The organism is Agromyces archimandritae, from assembly GCF_018024495.1.
Taxonomy (GTDB): Bacteria; Actinomycetota; Actinomycetes; order Actinomycetales; family Microbacteriaceae; genus Agromyces; species Agromyces archimandritae.
Window position 1 is genome coordinate 799075 of record NZ_CP071696.1, and the last position, 17994, is coordinate 817068.

Annotated in this window: 14 protein-coding genes and 1 riboswitch; of the genes, 12 read left to right on the forward strand and 2 right to left on the reverse strand. The window is 72.0% G+C overall.

Translation table 11 applies throughout. The features are described 5' to 3' along the window. Nucleotides 1-16: 16 nt before the first annotated feature. The 11 genes from trpS (at nucleotide 17) to G127AT_RS03710 (ending at nucleotide 11465) form a co-directional block, all read left to right on the forward strand. On the forward strand, nucleotides 17-1039 hold the full coding sequence (gene trpS / locus G127AT_RS03660; protein ID WP_210899968.1) for a tryptophan--tRNA ligase: 1023 nt from the start codon (nucleotides 17-19) through the stop codon (nucleotides 1037-1039). A gap of 14 nt (nucleotides 1040-1053) precedes the next feature. Beyond that, a complete protein-coding gene (locus tag G127AT_RS03665) occupies nucleotides 1054-1632 on the forward strand; it encodes a GNAT family N-acetyltransferase (protein WP_210899971.1) in 579 nt (192 codons plus the stop codon). A 59-nt stretch (nucleotides 1633-1691) separates the two neighbouring features. Then, nucleotides 1692-1832, forward strand: a riboswitch (FMN riboswitch). 86 nt (nucleotides 1833-1918) lie between these two features. Next, nucleotides 1919-2965 carry a bifunctional diaminohydroxyphosphoribosylaminopyrimidine deaminase/5-amino-6-(5-phosphoribosylamino)uracil reductase RibD gene (ribD, locus tag G127AT_RS03670; protein WP_425305881.1) on the forward strand — a complete coding sequence of 349 codons (1047 nt, stop codon included), beginning with the start codon at nucleotides 1919-1921 and terminating at the stop codon, nucleotides 2963-2965. Next, the gene (locus G127AT_RS03675; protein ID WP_210899975.1) at nucleotides 2966-3625 is read left to right on the forward strand and encodes a riboflavin synthase; all 660 of its coding nucleotides are present in this window, start codon (nucleotides 2966-2968) and stop codon (nucleotides 3623-3625) included. It begins immediately after the preceding gene. Then, entirely contained in the window at nucleotides 3622-4905 is a 1284-nt protein-coding gene (ribA, locus tag G127AT_RS03680; protein WP_210899977.1) for a GTP cyclohydrolase II, read from the forward strand. The genes G127AT_RS03675 and ribA overlap by 4 nt, the downstream gene beginning before the upstream one ends. After that, on the forward strand, nucleotides 4902-5372 hold the full coding sequence (ribH, locus tag G127AT_RS03685; RefSeq protein WP_210899980.1) for a 6,7-dimethyl-8-ribityllumazine synthase: 471 nt from the start codon (nucleotides 4902-4904) through the stop codon (nucleotides 5370-5372). Before ribA ends, ribH begins: the two co-directional genes overlap by 4 nt. Before the next feature lie 89 nt (nucleotides 5373-5461). Beyond that, nucleotides 5462-5818 (forward strand): hypothetical protein, encoded by a 357-nt coding sequence (locus G127AT_RS03690; RefSeq protein ID WP_210899983.1) that lies wholly within the window; start codon nucleotides 5462-5464, stop codon nucleotides 5816-5818. A gap of 367 nt (nucleotides 5819-6185) precedes the next feature. Then, nucleotides 6186-7643, forward strand: a complete 1458-nt coding sequence (locus G127AT_RS03695) for an MFS transporter (protein ID WP_210899986.1) — start codon at nucleotides 6186-6188, stop codon at nucleotides 7641-7643. Between the two features lie 73 nt (nucleotides 7644-7716). Next, nucleotides 7717-8028, forward strand: a complete 312-nt coding sequence (locus G127AT_RS03700) for a hypothetical protein (RefSeq protein ID WP_210899989.1) — start codon at nucleotides 7717-7719, stop codon at nucleotides 8026-8028. A 133-nt stretch (nucleotides 8029-8161) separates the two neighbouring features. Next, nucleotides 8162-10057, forward strand: a complete 1896-nt coding sequence (locus G127AT_RS03705) for an ABC transporter ATP-binding protein (protein ID WP_210899992.1) — start codon at nucleotides 8162-8164, stop codon at nucleotides 10055-10057. Between the two features lie 79 nt (nucleotides 10058-10136). Then, nucleotides 10137-11465, forward strand: coding sequence for an aminotransferase class III-fold pyridoxal phosphate-dependent enzyme (locus G127AT_RS03710; RefSeq protein WP_210899995.1), 1329 nt, complete (start codon nucleotides 10137-10139; stop codon nucleotides 11463-11465). 169 nt (nucleotides 11466-11634) lie between these two features. Here the strand turns inward: G127AT_RS03710 and G127AT_RS03715 are convergent, their stop codons facing one another. After that, complete coding sequence (locus G127AT_RS03715) at nucleotides 11635-13494, reverse strand: phosphoenolpyruvate carboxykinase (GTP) (protein WP_210899998.1); 1860 nt, start codon at nucleotides 13492-13494, stop codon at nucleotides 11635-11637. A 158-nt stretch (nucleotides 13495-13652) separates the two neighbouring features. On the opposite strand from G127AT_RS03715, the gene G127AT_RS03720 reads away from it, so the two are divergent. Beyond that, complete coding sequence (locus G127AT_RS03720) at nucleotides 13653-15092, forward strand: helix-turn-helix domain-containing protein (protein ID WP_210900001.1); 1440 nt, start codon at nucleotides 13653-13655, stop codon at nucleotides 15090-15092. Nucleotides 15093-15197: 105 nt separating this feature from the next. Here the strand turns inward: G127AT_RS03720 and G127AT_RS03725 are convergent, their stop codons facing one another. Continuing rightward, nucleotides 15198-17882: a S8 family serine peptidase gene (locus G127AT_RS03725; RefSeq protein WP_210900004.1), complete on the reverse strand. Its 2685-nt coding sequence runs from the start codon at nucleotides 17880-17882 to the stop codon at nucleotides 15198-15200. Nucleotides 17883-17994 lie beyond the last annotated feature (112 nt).

A 17994-nucleotide genomic window follows, 5' to 3' on the forward strand; every position in this document is an offset into this window, starting at 1 on the left:
CAGGACACCACCGCACATGACCACCACCGCATCCGCACGCCCGATCGTCTTCTCGGGCATGCAGCCCTCGAGCGCCTCGCTCCACCTCGGCAACTACCTCGGCGCCCTCGTCAACTGGGTCGCCCTGCAGGAGACCACCGACCCCGTCTACTGCGTCGTCGACCTGCACGCGATCACCTCGCAGCAGGACCCGGAGGCGCTCCGCGCCGACACGCGCGCCCTCGCGGCCCAGTACCTCGCAGCCGGCGTCGACCCCGAACGGTCGACGCTCTTCGTGCAGTCGCACGTGCCCGCCCACACCGAACTCGCCTGGGTGCTCGGCACTATGACCGGCTTCGGCGAGGCGAGCCGGATGACGCAGTTCAAGGACAAGTCGCAGCGCTTCGGCACCGAGGGCACCACGGTCGGCCTCTTCACCTATCCGGTGCTGATGGCCGCCGACATCCTGCTCTACTCGACCGAGCTCGTGCCCGTCGGCGACGACCAGCGTCAGCACATCGAACTCACCCGCGACCTCGCGGCGCGCTTCAACTCGCGCTACGGCGAGACCTTCGTGATGCCCGAGGGCTTCATCCCCGAGGCCTCGGCCCGCATCTACGATCTGCAGGACCCGACGAGCAAGATGTCGAAGTCCGCCGCGAGCGACGCCGGCCTCATCCGCCTGCTCGACGACCCGAAGATCACCGCGAAGAAGATCAAGAGCGCCGTGACCGACACCGAGCGCGAGATCCGCTACGACGTGGCCGCCAAACCCGGTATCTCGAACCTGCTCGACATCTTCGCCGGCGTCAGCGAGCGCACGATCCCCGAGATCGAGGCCGAATACGCCGGCCGCGGCTACGGCGACCTCAAGAAGGACCTCGCCGAAGCCGTCGTCGAACGCCTCACCCCGTTCCGCGAGCGCTTCACCGAGCTGCTCGCCGACCCGGCCGAACTCGACCGCATCCTCGCCCACGGCGCCGAGAAGGCCGCCGAGCGGGCCGATCGTATGCTCGGGACGGTATACGACCGCGTCGGCTTCCTCCGGCCCACCCGCTGAGCGGCGGAACGTCGATGGAACCCGTCGCCCTGCATACAGCGCGCCTCGTGCTCGACCAGCCCGGCGCAGGCGACGTCGACACGATCGCCGGGCTCTGCCAGGATCCGGCGTTCGAGCGCTTCCTCACCATCCCGTGGCCGTACACGCGAGACGACGCCGCAGGCTTCGTCGGCGAGTTCGTGCCCGGCGGCTGGGCGAGCGGCCGCGAGGCGACCTGGGCCATCCGGGACGAGACGGGCGGGCCGCTCCTCGGCGTCATCGGGTTCCGCACCGAGCGGAACGAGATCGGCTTCTGGCTCGGCGCCGCCCACCGCGGCCGCGGGATCATGCGCGAGGCGGCCCTCGCCGTCGCCGACTGGGCCTTCGCCGGCGGCCTCACCGGCCGCAGCGGCGACGACGTCGAACTCACCTGGCGGGCGCTCCGCGGCAACCTCGGCTCCGCGGGCGTCGCCCGCGCCGCCGGGTTCCGCCGGCTGCCCGACGGGCCCGTGCCGCTCCGAGGCGGCGGCGAGGAGCCGGGCTGGGTCGCGGTGCGCGGCCGGCATCCGCACCCCGACGCCCGAGCGAGCTGGGCCGGCATCCTCGACGCCTGACGGCGGCGGAACCCGCCCCCGGGCCGAGCACCTCCGAAACGGGGGTAGCATCGGAGGAGATACGTGCTCCGGGGTCGGTGTAATTCCGAACCGGCGGTAACAGTCCGCGAGCCGCGAGCCGGGTGAGAACCCGCGCGAACGGTTGATCCGGTGGAACTCCGGAACCGACGGTGAAAGTCCGGATGGGAGGCGGCACGTCTCGGCCGAGCCTTCGCCCGACCGAGTTCATCGGTTCGCATCCCGATGCACCCCGGAGCCTTCGAGGAAGGACCGGAGGATGCAGGCGGTGACCATCGAAGCCCGTGCCGAGCACGAGCGGCAGGCGATGCGCCGTGCGCTCGAGCTCGCCGCCCGCGGGCCGGCGCGCGGGGTGAATCCCCGGGTCGGCTGCGTCATCCTCTCCCCCGCCGGCGAGACCCTCGCCGAAGGCTGGCACCGCGGCGCCGGCACCCCGCACGCCGAGGTCGCCGCCCTCGCCGGCCTCGCCCCCGGGCTCGCCCACGGCGCCACCGCCGTCGTCACCCTCGAACCCTGCGACCACACCGGCCGCACCGGCCCGTGCTCGCGCGCCCTCATCGAAGCCGGCATCGGCCGCGTCGTCTACGGCGTCGATGACCCGGGCCGCGCCTCGAGCGGCGGCGCACGCCGGCTCCGCGGCGCCGGCGTCGACGTCGAAGGCGGCCTCCTCGCGGCCGAGATCACCGACTTCCTCGCCGACTGGCTCTTCACCGCCCGCGCCGGGCGCCCGCGGGTCACGGTGAAATGGGCATCCACCCTCGACGGGCGCATCGCCGCCGCCGACGGCTCCAGCCGCTGGATCACCGGCCCCGAAGCCCGCGCCGACGTGCACCTCAGGCGCTCCCTGGCCGACGCGATCGCCGTCGGCACCGGAACCGTGCTCGCCGACGACCCCGCCCTCACCGCCCGCGACGCCGAGGGCGGGCTGCTCGCCGAACAGCCCGTGCCCGTCGTCTTCGGGCGCCGCGAGGTTCCCGCCGGCGCCGCCCTCGGCAACCACCCGCACGAGCCGGTGCGGCTCACGGGCGCCGACCTCGACGCGGACCTCGCCGAACTCGGGGAACGCGGCATCCGCACCCTCTTCGTCGAAGGCGGTCCGACGCTCGCGAGCGCCATCGTCGCCGCCGGCCTCGCCGACGAACTCCTCGTCTACCTCGCACCGGCCCTGCTCGGCGGCCCACGGCTCGCGATCGGCGAGCTCGGCATCGGGCACATCGACGGCGCGCTCCGCTACGAACTCGCCGAGGTCGACCGGCTCGGCCGCGACCTCCGCATCATCGCCCGCCCCGCGGCGGCCGACCGGGAAGGGATCTGAATGTTCACCGGCATCATCGAGACCCAGGGGCGCATCGCCCGCATCGAACGCACCGCCGACGCGGCACGCTTCACGATCGAAGGGCCCGCCGTCGTCGGCGACGCGCACCGCGGCGACTCGATCGCCGTCTCGGGGGTGTGCCTGACCGTCGTCGAGTTCGACGAGCAGGGCTTCACGGCCGACGTCATGGCGCAGACCCTGGCGATGTCGACCCTCGACGGCGCCGAGGCGGGCCGCCCCGTCAACCTCGAACGTGCCGCGAAGGTCGGCGACCGCATCGGCGGCCACATCGTGCAGGGCCACATCGACGGCACCTCGCGGGTGCTCGAGATCCGCCCCGGCGAAGCCTGGCGGGTCATCCGTTTCTCGCTCGACGAGGCGCACGCGCCGCTCGTCGTCGACAAGGGCTCCATCGCCGTCGACGGCGCGTCGCTGACCGTGTCGGCCGTGGGCGAGCCCGGCCCCGACGGCTGGTTCGAGGTCTCCCTCATCCCCGAGACCCTCGCCGCGACGACCCTCGGCACGCTGCAGCCCGGCGACGCCGTCAACATCGAGACCGACATCCTGGCCCGGCAGGTGCAGCGGATGCTGCGCGTCGACCGCCGTGAGGAGCTGCCGTCCTCGATCTCCGCACCCACCATCGAAGGAGGTCTCGCATGAGCCTCGCCGCCATGCCCGACGTGCTGGACGCCCTGCGCGCCGGCAAGCCCGTGATCGTCGCCGACGACGAGGGCCGCGAGAACGAGGGCGACGCCATCATGGCCGCCGAGTTCGCGACCCGCGAGTGGATCGCCTGGATGGTGCGCCGCACGAGCGGGTACCTGTGCGCGCCGATGCCGAACGAGGTCGCCGACCGGCTGGACCTGCCGCTCATGACCGAGCGGAACCAGGACTCCCGCGGCACCGCGTACACGATCTCGGTGGATGCCGCCGACCGCATCTCCACGGGCATCTCGGCCTCCGACCGCGCGCACACGCTGCGCGTGCTGGCCGACCCGGCATCCACCCCCGAACGCCTCATCCGCCCCGGGCATGTGCTGCCGTTGCGGGCCGTCGACGGCGGCGTGCTCGCCCGCGCCGGGCACACCGAGGCGGCCGTGGACCTCATGCGTCTCGCCGGGCTCGCCCCGGTCGGCGTGATCGGCGAGATCGTGCAGGACGACGGCGAGATGATGCGCCTGCCCGGCCTCATCGAGCTCGGCGAGGCCGAGGGGCTGCCGGTGACCACGGTCGCGGCGATCATCGAGTGGATCGAGGCGGGCGGCGAGGCCGCTGCCGCCGCGGCCGAGCCGATCGCCGAATCGGACCGGGTCTCGTTCGAGGTGGAGACGATGCTGCCGACGGTGCACGGCGAGTTCCGCGTGCGCGCCTACCGCGACCGGATGACGGGCGCCGACCACCTGGCGATCATCGGCGGCACCCCGGGCGACGGGGCGCTGGTGCGGGTGCACTCGGAGTGCCTGACGGGCGAGGCCCTCGGCTCCCTGAAGTGCGAGTGCGGGCCGCAGCTGACTGCGGCGCTCGAGGAGGTGCAGGAGCACGGCGGCGTCGTCGTCTACCTGCGCGGGCACGAGGGCCGCGGCATCGGCCTCGTGAACAAGCTGCGGGCGTACGCGCTGCAGGAGCAGGGCCTCGACACGCTCGACGCGAACGTCGCGCTCGGCCTGCCGATCGACGCCCGCGACTATGCGGCGGCCGCCGGCATCCTGCACGACCTCGGGGTCGACCGGGTGCGACTGCTGACGAACAACCCCGAGAAGGTGCGCCAGCTCGAGGCGCACGGCGTCGACGTCGCCGAGCGGGTGCCGCTCGTCGTGGGCGTCGGGGCCCTGAACACGGCATATCTGGAGACCAAGCGTGATCGGATGGGCCATGAGTTCGCCGACCGCGCACTGAGCGAAGCCGCACAGGCGGCCCTGCTGGAAGGACACGCATCATGAGCGGAGCCGGCTCGCCCGAGCTGCAGGTCGACGGCACGGGCCTCGACATCGTCGTCATCGCCGGAACGTGGCATGAGACGATCGGCGACGGCCTCATCGCGGGCGCCGAGCGCGCCCTGGCGGAGGCGGGCGCCTCGTACCGGGTGGTGCGGGTGCCGGGCTCCTTCGAGCTGCCGGTCGCCGCGAAGGCCGCGCTGGATGCCGGGGCGGATGCCGCGGTCGCGCTCGGCGTCATCATCCGCGGCGGCACCCCGCACTTCGAGTACGTGTCGGCCGCGGCGACCGACGGCCTCACCCGGGTCGCCCTCGACACCGGGAAGCCGGTCGGCTTCGGCGTGCTGACCCTGGACGACGAGCAGCAGGGCCTGGATCGGGCCGGCCTGCCGGGGTCGAAGGAGGACAAGGGCCGCGAGGCTGCCGAGGCGGCCGTCGCGACGGCGGTGCTGCTGCGCACGCTGCGCGGCTGAGGGCCGGGCCCTCCATCCTTCGATGGATTCTGCCCGTCGCAGCCCCGCTCGGCTCGCGTTCGACACGCCGTAGAACATAGGCTCGGGGCATGGAGATCCTCCGCCTCATCCTCGTCATCCTCCACTTCGTGGGCCTCGCTTCGCTGCTCGGCGGCTTCCTCGTGCAGATGAAGGCCATCGGCGCAGGCCGTGGCACCGTCGTGCCGGCCATGGTGCATGGAGCGCTCACCCAGCTGGTCACAGGACTGCTGCTCGTCGGGACGATCGAGATGGGGCACCTCTTCGAGCTCGACAACGTCAAGATCGCCGTGAAGCTGCTCGTCGCGATCGTCATCACCGTGCTCGTCTTCGTCTACCGCAAGAAGCAGCCGGCGCCGTCGTGGGCGCTCTGGGCGATCGGCGGGCTGACGCTCGCCAACATCGTCGTCGCCGTCGTCTGGCGCTGACCCTTTTCATCGTTCCAGCGCCGTCGGGGTTCGCCCCGGCGGCGTTTTTCCGTGCGCCGACGGGGTCGGGTGCGGATGCCGGGGCGCGCCCGGTGCTGCGGGGCGCTGTGATCGGAGTGCACCCCGGCATCCACCGCGCGACGGGGTCGTGCACGCTGAAGTTGAGCATTCTGCACATTCGTCGCGGCCGATTCGGGCCGGGCGTCCGTCCCGATTCGTCGGGCGCTCCGCCGCGGGCGTAGGGTGATCCGGTTGCCACGAGCAACCCACCCGAAATCGCATGGTTCGACGGCGAACCTCCCCCGCGCCGTCCCGTGCACCACCAGGGCCCGCGGGCGCACCACAGATCCACCCGAAAGTCCCCCGCATGACCAGCTCCACCCTGGACGCCCCCACGGCATCCGCCCCCGCAGCACCGCCGGCCGGCCCGGCAGCCCCCAAGAACTCGCGCAGCCGCGTCATCCTCGCCTCGCTCGTGGGCACGACGATCGAGTTCTACGACTTCTACGCGTACGCGACCGCCGCAGTCCTCGTCTTCCCGGCGCTCTTCTTCCCGACCGGCAACGCGACCACCGGCCTCTTGGCCTCCTTCGCCGTCTTCGGCGCGGCCATGATCGCCCGCCCGATCGGCGCCGTCGTCTTCGGCCACTTCGGCGACAAGCACGGCCGCAAGGCGACCCTCGTCGCCTCGCTGCTGACGATGGGCATCGCGACCTTCCTCATCGGCGTGCTGCCGACCCACGACCAGATCGGCTGGGTCGCCGCCCTCCTGCTGCTCGTGCTGCGCCTCGCGCAGGGCTTCGCGCTCGGCGGCGAATGGTCCGGCGCCGCGCTCGTGGCCACCGAGAACGCCCCGAAGGGCAAGCGCGCCTGGTACGGCACCTTCCCCCAGCTCGGCGCGCCCATCGGCTTCATCATCGCCAATGTGCTGTTCCTCGTCATCAACGCCGTCTCGGGCGGTTCCGAGGGCGCCTTCCTCGAGTGGGGATGGCGCGTGCCGTTCCTGTTCTCGGCCGTCATGGTCGTCGTCGGCCTGTGGGTGCGGCTGAAGCTCGTCGAGTCGGAGGCCTTCTCGAAGGCGAGCACGCAGGGCGCGATCCGCAAGGTGCCGCTCGGCGTCGTCTTCCGCCACCACTGGAAGGAGCTCATCCTCGGCACCTTCTTCATGCTGGCCACCTACGTGCTGTTCTACCTGATGACGAACTTCACGCTCACCTGGGGCACGAAACCGGCCACCGCAGAGGCCGCCGCCGCAGCCGCCGAGGCCAAGGGTGCCGCCTTCGACGCCGCCGCGTTCGTTCCGGGCGGCGGGTTCGCCTACACCGACTTCGTGCTCATGCAGATCGTGGGCGTCGTCTTCTTCGGCATCTTCACGCTGCTCTCGGGCCCCATCGCCGACGCGATCGGCCGGCGCCGACTGCTGATCTGGGTCACCGGCGGCATCATCGCCTTCGGCCTGCTGTTCAACGTGTTCCTGATGCCCGCGCTCGACCCGAAGTTCTCGGGCGCGCTCGTGCAGGCCTTCCTCGTGTTCGGCTTCATGCTCATGGGGGCCACCTTCGGCCCGATGGGGGCGTTGCTGCCGGAGCTGTTCCCGACGAACGTGCGCTACACGGGCTCGGCGATCGCCTACAACGTGTCCTCGATCCTCGGCGCGGCCGTCGCCCCGCTCATCGCCCTCGCCCTGTGGGAGGCGGCCGGGTCCCCCTGGCTCGTCGGCGTCTACCTCGCCGTCATGGGCGTGCTGACCCTCATCTCGCTCATCGTCTCGAAGGAGACGAAGGACGTCGACTACGAAGCGGCCGGGGTCGCCTCGGCGAAGTAGCCCCCTCATGCGTCCGGGCGGGCGACGGCGGTTCATCCGCCGCCGCCCGCCCTCGTCTGTGTAGCCTCTGGCCATGTTCATGCAGATGACGATCTACACCCCGAAGCCGGAGTTCCTCGGCGAGGTCATCGCGTCGATGAACCGGGTGCGCCTGGCCGGCCTCGGAACGCCGGGGCTCGACGCGATCGGCCCCTGGCGGGAGGCCGACGGCGGCCGGGCCGTCGGCATCGCCCTCTGGGAGTCGCGCCGCCACTTCGAGGAGCACGCCGAGGCGGTCTTCGCGGTCGCCGACGACGACCCCTTCGAGCGGTGGTTGGCCGCCCCGCCCGAGCGCATCCTGCTCGACGACGTCGGCGCGGCGCCGGGCAACCCCGAGGAGTGGTGAGCCTGCCGGGCCGGGGCGTTTCGGCCCGGAGTCGACCCGGCAGGGCCTGCCGGCCGGCACGCAGGCGTCTCCGAGCCGGCCCTGCGTAGGATGCTCCAGGCGGCATCGCCGTCCGCCAGAGCAGGAAGGCCGCATGAGCTCCCCCGAACCCCGCCAGACGTCCGGCCGCCGCCGAGGCTTCGGCCGCCGCCCCGCGCCCGACGGGCCGCGCGCCACCTTCCGGCAGCTCCTCCCGTTCATCCTCGAGCACAAGCCCGTGCTCGCCTGGGTGGCCGTGCTCAGCATCGTCGCCGCGCTCGCCGGCCTCGCCCAGCCGCTGCTCATCGGGCAGGTCATCACCGTCGTCGAGTCGGGCGAGACGCTCGGGGCGCTCGTCTGGGTCCTCGTCGGTCTCGTCGTCGTGAACGGGGTCATCACCGGCTACCAGCACTACCTGCTGCAACGAACCGGCGAGGGCATCGTCCTCTCCAGCCGCAAGCGCCTCGTCGCCCGCATCCTGCACCTGCCGATCTCCGAGTTCGACACGCGCCGCACCGGCGACCTCGTCTCCCGCGTCGGCAGCGACACGACGCTGCTGCGCGCCGTGCTCACCCAGGGGCTCGTCGAGGCGATCGGCGGTGCCGTCACCTTCGTCGGCGCCCTCGTCGCGATGCTCATCATCGACCCCGTGCTCCTCGGCCTCACCGCCCTCGTCGTCGCCGTCGCCATCGTCACCGTGACGCTGCTGTCGGGCCGGGTCCGGGATGCCTCGCACCGCGCCCAGACGAAGGTCGGCGATGTCGCCGCCGCCGTCGAGCGGGCGATCGGCGCCGTGCGCACGATCCGCGCGGCCGGCGCCACCGAACGGGAGGCCGCCGCCGTCGACCGCGAGGCGGAGGGCGCCTGGAAGATGGGCGTGAAGGTCGCGAAGATCTCCGCCCTCATCGTGCCCGTCGCCGGCATCGCGATGCAGATCTCGTTCCTCGTCGTGCTCGGCGTCGGCGGCTTCCGCGTCGCCAGCGGGGCGATCACGATCGCGAACCTCGTCGCGTTCCTCATGTTCCTCTTCATGATGATCATGCCGCTCGGGCTCGCCTTCGGCGCCCTCACCTCCGTCAACCAGGCCCTCGGCGCCCTCGGCCGCATCCAGGAGATCCTCGACCTGCCGAGCGAGGACCAGCACGACCGCGCCCTCGCCTCGCTCGCCTCGGCCTCGCTCGCCGCGCTCGCCACCGCCGACGGCCCCGAGGCGCCGGCGATCGCCTTCGACGACGTCCACTTCAGCTATGCCAGGACCAGGCAGGATCCGGCCGATCCCGGCAACACGAGCCCCGACGCATCCATCCCCGAACCCGAGGTCGCCGAACGCCGGCCCGTGCTGCACGGCGTCAGCTTCGACGTGCCGCGCGGCCGCCGCGTCGCGCTCGTCGGGCCGTCCGGAGCCGGCAAGTCCACGATCCTCGCGCTCATCGAGCGTTTCTACGACCCGAGCGTCGGCGAGATCCGCCTCGGCGGCCTCGACCTCCGCACCCTCGACCGCCGCGCGTTCCGCGCACAGATCGGCTACGTCGAGCAGGACGCGCCGGTGCTCGCCGGCACCCTCCGCGAGAACCTGCTGCTCGGCACGCCCGACGCCTCGGACGCCGACTGCATCCGCGTACTCGAGTCCGTGAACCTCGGCGAGGTGCTCTCGCGCGACCCGGCCGGCCTCGGCGCGGAGGTCGGCGAAGAGGGCGTGAAGCTCTCCGGCGGCGAACGCCAGCGCCTCGCGATCGCGCGCGCCCTGCTCGCCGCTCCCCCGATCCTGCTGCTGGACGAGTCGACCTCCTCGCTCGACGGCCGCAACGAGCGCATGATGCGCGAGGCGATCGACGCCGTCGCCGCCGACCGCACGCTGCTCGTCATCGCCCACCGGCTTTCGACCGTCGTCGACTCCGACCTCATCATCGTGCTCGACCACGGCCGCGTCGTCGGGCAGGGCACGCACGCCGAGCTCATCGAGTCCACCCCCCTCTACCGGGAGCTCGCCGAGCACCAGCTGCTCGTCTGAGCCCGGGGTGCATGCCCGGGGTGGATGCCCGGGCGCCCCGACACGGGCGCGAAACAGGGGCAGGCGTAGGCTCGAAGACATGGAATTCGCCGTACCCCAGGAGCGCAAGCTCGTCACCGAACTGCCCGGTCCCCGCTCGAAGGAGCTGCTCGAGCGCCGCCGCGCCGCGGTCTCGCGGGGCGCCGGCACCCTCGCCGACATCTTCATGGACCACGGCTCCGGCGCGATCCTCGTCGACGTCGACGGCAATCAGATCATCGACCTCGGTTGCGGCATCGGCGTCACCACGATCGGGCATGCGAACCCCGACGTCGCCGCGGCCGCGGCCGCGCAGGCGGGCAAGCTCACGCACACCCTGTTCACGGTGACCCCGTACGAGAACTACGTGCGGGTCGCCGAGAAGCTCGCCGAGATCACCCCCGGCGACTTCGAGAAGCGCTCGGTGCTCGTGAACTCCGGCGCCGAGGCCGTCGAGAACGCGGTGAAGATCGCGCGCAAGGCGACCGGCCGCAGGGTCATCCTGAGCCTGGACCACGCCTTCCACGGCCGCACGAACCTCACCATGGCGATGACGTACCGCCCCTACCCCGAGCGGGCCGGCATGGGCCCGTTCCCGGGCGACCTGTTCAGCGTGCCGTCGAGCTATCCGTTCAAGGACGGGCTTTCGGGCGAGGACGCGGCGGCGCGCACGATCGACTACATCGTCACGCATATCGGCGCCGAGGAGGTCGCGGCGATCTTCGTCGAACCCATCCAGGGCGACGGAGGCATCGTGATCCCGGCCGAGGGCTATTTCCCGGCCCTCAAGGCGTTCTGCGAGGCGCACGGCATCCTCTTCGTCGCCGACGAGATCCAGGCCGGCATCGCCCGCTCGGGCGCCTGGTACTCGATCGAGCACTTCGGCGTCGTGCCAGATCTCGTCACGACGGCCAAGGGCATCGCCGGCGGCTTTCCGCTGGCTGCGGTCACGGGCCGCGCCGAGGTGATGGATGCCGTGCAGCCCGGCGGCGTCGGCGGCACCTTCGGCGGCAACCCGGTGTCGACGGCGGCGGCGCTGGCGGTCTTCGACCTCATCGACCGGGAGAACCTGATCGGCGAGGCGGTGCGCGTCGAGCGCGCCTTCGCCGCCCGGATCGGCGACTGGGCCGAGCGCTTCCCGGTCGTCGGCGAGGTGCGCGGCAAGGGCGCCATGTGGGGCATCGAGCTCGTCGAGCCCGGTACGAAGACCCCGAACCCGGGCGCTCTGAAGCGCGTCATCGCGCACGCCGCGGCGAACGGCGTCATCGCCCTCGACGCGGGGTCGTGGGACAGCGTGCTGCGGCTGCTGCCCTCGGTCGTCATCGGCGACGCCCTCATCGACGACGCGGCGGGCGTCATCGAGCAGGAGCTCGCGCGGCTGAGCGCCTAAGTGCACGCGGTGGATGCCGGGGCGCAGTGCCCCGCGGCATCCACTCGCCGAGGCGCTCGCCCGGAACGCCGGAACGCCCCGTCGCTGTGACTCGACGGGGCGTTCGCGGTTCCGGCATACGGATCGGATGCCGGGGTCCGGCGCACGGATCGGGCGCCGGAAGCGGTGGTCAGGAGGCCTGGGCCTCCTTCAGGTGGTAGCGGAGGCTCGCGAGCTCGGCACCGAGGGCGGCCGGCACGCGGTCGCCGAACTGGCCGAAGTACTCCTCGGTGAGCTCGCACTCGTCGAGCCAGGAGGCCGGGTCGACGTGGAAGAGCTGCTCGAGCGTCGCCTCGTCGAGCTCGAGCCCGGCGAGGTCGAGGGAGCCAGCGGCCGGCAGCAGCCCGATGGGGGCCTCCTCGGCCTCGGCGGTGCCCTCGACGCGGCCGACGATCCACTCGAGCACGCGCGAGTTCTCGCCGAACCCGGGCCATAGGAAGGAGCCGTCGGCGCCCTTGCGGAACCAGTTGACCTGGAAGATCTTCGGCGCGTGCTCGCCGAGCGTGCGGCCCATCTTCACCCAGTGGCCCCAGTAGTCGGCCATGTTGTAGCCGCAGAACGGCAGCATGGCGAAGGGGTCGCGGCGCAGCTCGCCGACGGTGCCCTCGGCGGCGGCGGTCTTCTCGGAGGAGATCGTCGCGCCCATGAAGACGCCGTGGGTCCAGGAGCGGGCCTCGGCCACGAGCGGCACGTTGGTGGCGCGGCGGCCGCCGAAGAGGATCGCGTCGACCGGCACGCCGTCGTGGGCGTCCCAGTCGTCGGCGATCTGCGGGCACTGGGCCGCGGCGACGGTGAAGCGGGAGTTGGGGTGGGCGGCGGGGCGGCCGGCGGCCGGGTTCCAGTCCTCGCCCTGCCAGTCGATGAGGTGCTCGGGCACCTCGTCGGTCAGGCCCTCCCACCACACGTCGCCGTCGTCGGTCAGGGCGACGTTCGTGAAGATCGTGTTGCCCCAGAGGGTCTGCACGGCCGTGGGGTTGGTGGACTCGCCGGTGCCGGGTGCGACGCCGAAGAAGCCGGCCTCGGGGTTGATGGCGTAGAGGCGACCGTCGGGGCCGGGGCGCATCCAGGCGATGTCGTCGCCGATGGTCTCGACCTTCCAGCCCGGGATGGTGGGGCGGAGCATCGCGAGGTTCGTCTTGCCGCATGCCGAGGGGAACGCGGCGGCCACGTGGTAGGCCTTGCCCTCGGGCGAGGTGATCTTGATGAGGAGCATGTGCTCGGCGAGCCAGCCCTCGTCGCGGGCCATGACGGAGGCGATGCGCAGGGCGAAGCACTTCTTGGCCAGCAGCGCGTTGCCGCCGTAGCCGGAGCCGTACGACCAGATCTCGCGGGTGTCGGGGTACTGGACGATGTACTTGGTGTCGCTGCAGGGCCACTCGACCTCGGGGCGGGCTACGCCGGCGGCGTCGATGAGCGGGTAGCCGACGGAGTGCACGGTGCGCACCCACGCCTCGCCGCCTTCGATGAGGCGGTAGACCTGTTCGCCCATGCGGGTCATGATGCCCATGGAGAGCACGACGTAGGGCGAGTCGGTGATCTCGACGCCGAGCTGCGAGATGGGGCCGCCGAGCGGACCCATCGAGAACGGCACGACGTACATGGTGCGGCCGCGCATGGAGCCGTCGAAGACGCCGGCGAGCTCCTCGCGCATCTCGCGGGGGTCGCGCCAGTTGTTCGTGGGGCCCGCGTCCTCTTCGTAGGTGGAGCAGATGAACGTGCGGTCCTCGACGCGAGCGACGTCGCCCGGGTCGGTGCGGGCCAGGTAGCTGTTGGGGCGCCACTCCGGGTTGAGCTTCACGAGCTTGCCCTCGTCGACGAGCTCACGGGTGAGCCGGTCGGCCTCGGCGAGGGATCCGTCGCACCAGACCACGTGGTCGGGCTTGGTCAGGCGGGCGATCTCGTCGACCCAGGCGATGAGGGCCGGGTCCGTCGTGGCGGGCCCCTGCGAATCGGAGGCGCCGGTGCCGACGGAGAGCTCGGAGATGGTCATCGTGTGCCTTTCTGTCGTGCGACCGCCGGCGGCCGCGGCGTTCGTGGCGGCGCGGGCGGGTGCCGTGAGAGGTCGTGTTTCCAGTGTGGATGATTCCGCTCAAGCTTCCCTGGCAAACAGCGTGTTAAGAATTCACGTTCTTTCGGTATCCTTAAGACATGAGATCCGGCTCCGACCTCGCGACCCTCGGCCAGCGCATCCGCCATTTCCGCGGGCAGCGCGGCCTCACCCTCGACCAGCTCGGCGAGCGGGTGGGCCTGGCCGGCAGCCAGCTCTCCCTCATCGAGAACGGCAAACGCGAACCGAAGCTCTCCACCCTCGACGCCCTCGCCGAATCCCTCGGCATCGAACTGGCCGAGCTGCTCTCGCGCGAAGCCCCGAGCCGCCGCGCGGCCCTCGAACTCGAGCTCGGCCGCGCCCAGGCCAGCCCGCTGTACGCCGCCCTCGCCCTCCCGGCGATCAAGCCCGGCCGCGGCATCACCGACGAACAGCTCGAAGCCGTCGTCGGCCTCCACCGCGAGCTGCAGCGCCGCGCGAGCGAAGCGATCGCGACGCCCGAGGAGGCGCGCCGCGCCAACACCGAACAGCGCGCCCGCATGCGCGAGCGCGACAATTCCCTGCCGGAGATCGAGGAGCTGGCCGAGGAGCAGGTGCGCGCCTCCGGCCACGTCTCGGGCGCCCTCACCCACCGCGAGGTGAGCGTCATGGCCGAACGGCTCGGCTTCCAGCTCATCTACGCGAGCGACCTGCCGGCATCCACCCGCTCGATCACCGACCTCGCCAACGGGCGCATCTACCTGCCGCCGGCCTCGATCCCCGGCGGCCACGGCCTGCGCTCGATGGCGCTGCAGGCCATGGCCCACCGCCTGCTCGGCCACGAGCGGCCGGCCAGCTACGCCGAGTTCCTGCAGCAGCGGCTGGAGATCAACTACTTCGCCGCCTGCTGCCTGATGCCCCGGGATGCCTCTGTCGCGTTCCTGAGCGAAGCGAAGAAGGAGAAACGGCTGGCCATCGAGGACTTCCGCGACGCCTTCGGAGTCACCCACGAGGCCGCCGCGCTGCGCTTCACGAACCTCGCGACCTCGCATCTGGACATGACCGTGCATTTCGTACGGGTGAACGGCGAGGGGGCGCTGCTGAAGGGCTACGAGAACGACGGGCTGCCGCTGCCGACCGACGTCACCGGCTCGATCGAGGGCCAGTGGGTGTGCAAGAAGTGGAGCGCGCGCCGCGCCTTCCGCGAGACGAACCGCACGACCGAGAACTACCAGTACACCGACACGCCGGCCGGCACCTTCTGGTGCGCCACGCAGACCGGCCGCACCGACGACGAGGAGTTCTCGATCACCGTCGGCGTGCCGTTCAACCAGGCCAAGTGGTTCCGCGGCCGCGAGACGACGGTGCGCGAGGTATCGCGCTGCCCCGACCCGTCCTGCTGCCGACGCCCCTCCGAGAAGCTCGCCGACCGCTGGACGGGCCGGGCCTGGCCGAGCGCGCGCCTGCACGCGCACGTGCTCTCGCCGTTGCCGTCCGGTACCTTCCCCGGCGTCGACGACTCCGAGGTCTTCGAGTTCCTCGAGTCGCACGCCGAGCGGTAGGGGCGGGCGCCCCGCAGCGGATGCCCGGGTGCGGTGGATGCCGCGGCGCACGAAGCGGGGCGGGCACCGGCATCCACCGGCACCCGCCCCGCCCTTCTCCCCCTGCTACTGCAGGGTCGCGCTCAGCTCGTAGGCGTTGCGCAGGGTTCCCGTCGTGCGACGCGCCTCGACGACGAACTCCCACACGCCGGCCTCGGGGGCCTCGTACGTGCGCGTGTACGGGTCGCAGTCGTAGCCGTCGTAGTAGTGCTGGTAGCAGGAGATCGTGCCCTGCACCGGCACCTCGGCCGAGAGGCCCTCGGGGTCGAAGGCCCACCAGCGCACCTGGCTGTCGGCTGCCAGCTCGGGCATCGTCACCGTGAGCGCGCTCGCCCCCTCGGGGACGGCGACCGTGTAGACGGCGACGCCGTTGCGGTCGACGGAGCCGGACGCCTGCCACGTCCCGCCGGCGGCGAGGACGTCTGCGGCGGTGACCGAGAGCATCACCGAGCCCTCGAGCGCCTTGGTGTTCTTCGCGTCGATGCGGAGCTCGGCGCTGTGCACGCCGGCGCTGCGGGGCTTGGCGGTGACCTTCACCTCGACCGGCACGCCGAGCGGCAGGTCCACGTGCTTCGGTGCGCGGAACGTGCCGTCGTCGCCGACGACGTCGAGATGCACCTTGACGGGGCGCTCGGATCCGGTCGTGCGGGTGAGCGTCACCGTGTAGTCGCGCGACTCGCCGGCCGCCTGGCCGCCGGCATCGGGGGCGCAGCCGTTGAACAGGCCCCGACCCGTGTTCGGCGTGGCGAGCCGGTCCGAGAGCACCGTGCACACGGGTGCGGATGCCGTGATGACGTCGACGCCGGCGTCGCCCTTCTCGATGAGCTTCCAGGCGGCGGGCACGTCGATGAGCCCCCGGCCCTGGGCGATGACCGGCACGTCGTCGATGCGGTCGGCGGTCGACATGAACGCGGTGCGCAGCGTCACCGGGTCGAGGTCGATGCCGCGCTGTTCGGCGGCCGACAGCAGCAGGGCCGCGGCCCCGGTCGCCTGCGGGGCGGCCATCGAGGTGCCGTTCATCATCGAGTACCCGGCGGGCAGCTCGTACCCGGCATCCGCCACCCAGCTCGACGCGATCCACGCCGGCGTCGACGAGATCGCCGCGCCCGGCGCCACGATCTCGGGCTTGAAGCCGCCGTCCTCGAGCGGCCCGCGAGACGAGAAGGGGAAGACGTCCATCCGCTTCTTCACCTCGGCGCCGTAGTCGGCGAGGTAGGTGTCTTTCGACACCGAGGCGCCGACCGAGATGACGCTCGCCGCACCCGAGGGCGCGCCGTGCGTGTTGGTGCCCGAGCCCGAGTTGCCGGCCGAGATGATGAGCTGCACGCCGGTCTCGGCGATGACCCGGTTGTAGATGAGCTCCTGCGCGCTGGTGCCGGCGTTCAGGGCGGGGCTGCCGCCGATGGACATGTTGACGACGTCGACGCCGTAGTCGGTGGCGAGGTCGATCATGCCGTCGTTCAGCGCGGCCGACGAGCAGCCGAGCTGGTGGCAGGCGCGCATCGAGACGATCTGCGCACCCGGCGCCTGGCCGTCCATGTCGCCGCCGAAGAGCGAGTTGCCGGCGATGATGCCGGCGACGTGGGTGCCGTGGGCGACGGTGATGACGTTCAGGTTGACGGCGCGGATCGTGGCGGTCATGTCCATGGTCTGCACCGTGAACGGCACGGCCTCGCTGATCTCGGTAGCCGGGTCGTCGACGCCGAAGACGCCGACGGAGCCGTCTTCGGCATACGGCCGGAGCGGGGTCTCGTCGGTGAAGTCGTGGTCGAAGTCGGTGTCGACCCAGACGGTGCCGTCGCTGTCGCGGCTGAGGACGCCGACCCTGACGTTGCCGAGGCCGGGGATGATCTGCGCTTCGTTCGTGGCGCGCAGGCCGGACTCGGCCGGGCCGGTCCACTGGTTGCCCGTGACGGGGTCGGTGAACTCGGGGCCGGTGACCGAGGCGTAGGTCGACTGCAGGTGCCAGGTGTCGTCGAAGAGCAGGTCGATGAAGTTCAGCGGGCTCGTGCCGGTGACCGAGTCGATGAGCTTCGGCTCGCCCGTCGTCGTGGTCTGCAGCGCGGGGTGGGTCGGGTCGACGCCCGAGTCCATGACGCCGACGACGATGCCGCGGCCGTCGGCGGTGCGGTTGCGCTGCTTGAACGAGACGGAGCCCGTCTCGTTCGTCGGCATGTAGGCGTTGTCGTCGCGCGTGCGCTCGCTCGGACCGGCGGCCGGGTCCTGCTTGCCGCCATGGCCGTTGCCCTTGCCCTTGCCCTTGCCGGCGCCGTTGCCGCCGCCGAGGGTCGCGGTCTGGTCGCCGTCGGGGCGCGTGTCCTCGTAGAGGAGGAGCTCGTCGGCGTCGGCGAGGAGCACGTCGTCGATGGCGACGACGGCATCCACGAGCCCGAACGGCACGTTCGCCTTGACGTAGCCGAAGTCGGGCTCGACGCGCGTGGCGGTCGCGCCGAGTTCGCCGATGGATGCCGCGACGGCCTCGGCCGTTCCGGGCTCGGTCGCGAGCATGAGGGTGACGTAGTCAGGGACGGCGGTCTCGGGGGCGGCGCTGCGCGAGCGGGCCTGGGCGCCGTACTGGGCGATGTACTGCTCGATGAGGGCCCGGTCGTGGTCGCCGAGCTTGTCGCCCGGCTCGGCGGCGGCCGCCGGCAGGCTCGCGAAGCCGAGGCCGGCCGCGGTGACGGCGGCGGCCCCCAGCATCGCGGCGCCGCGCCGCATGGTGCGGCGGGCGCTGGTGGTGGATCGGTGCAAGGTGGATCCCCTCTCTGGAGTGGTGCGGTGCAGGGCCAGATTGGCACCGGGGACCGCTCCGGGGATACGGGATCGGCTGGCGGAGTGGCGACGTGACGCGATTGCGTCAGCC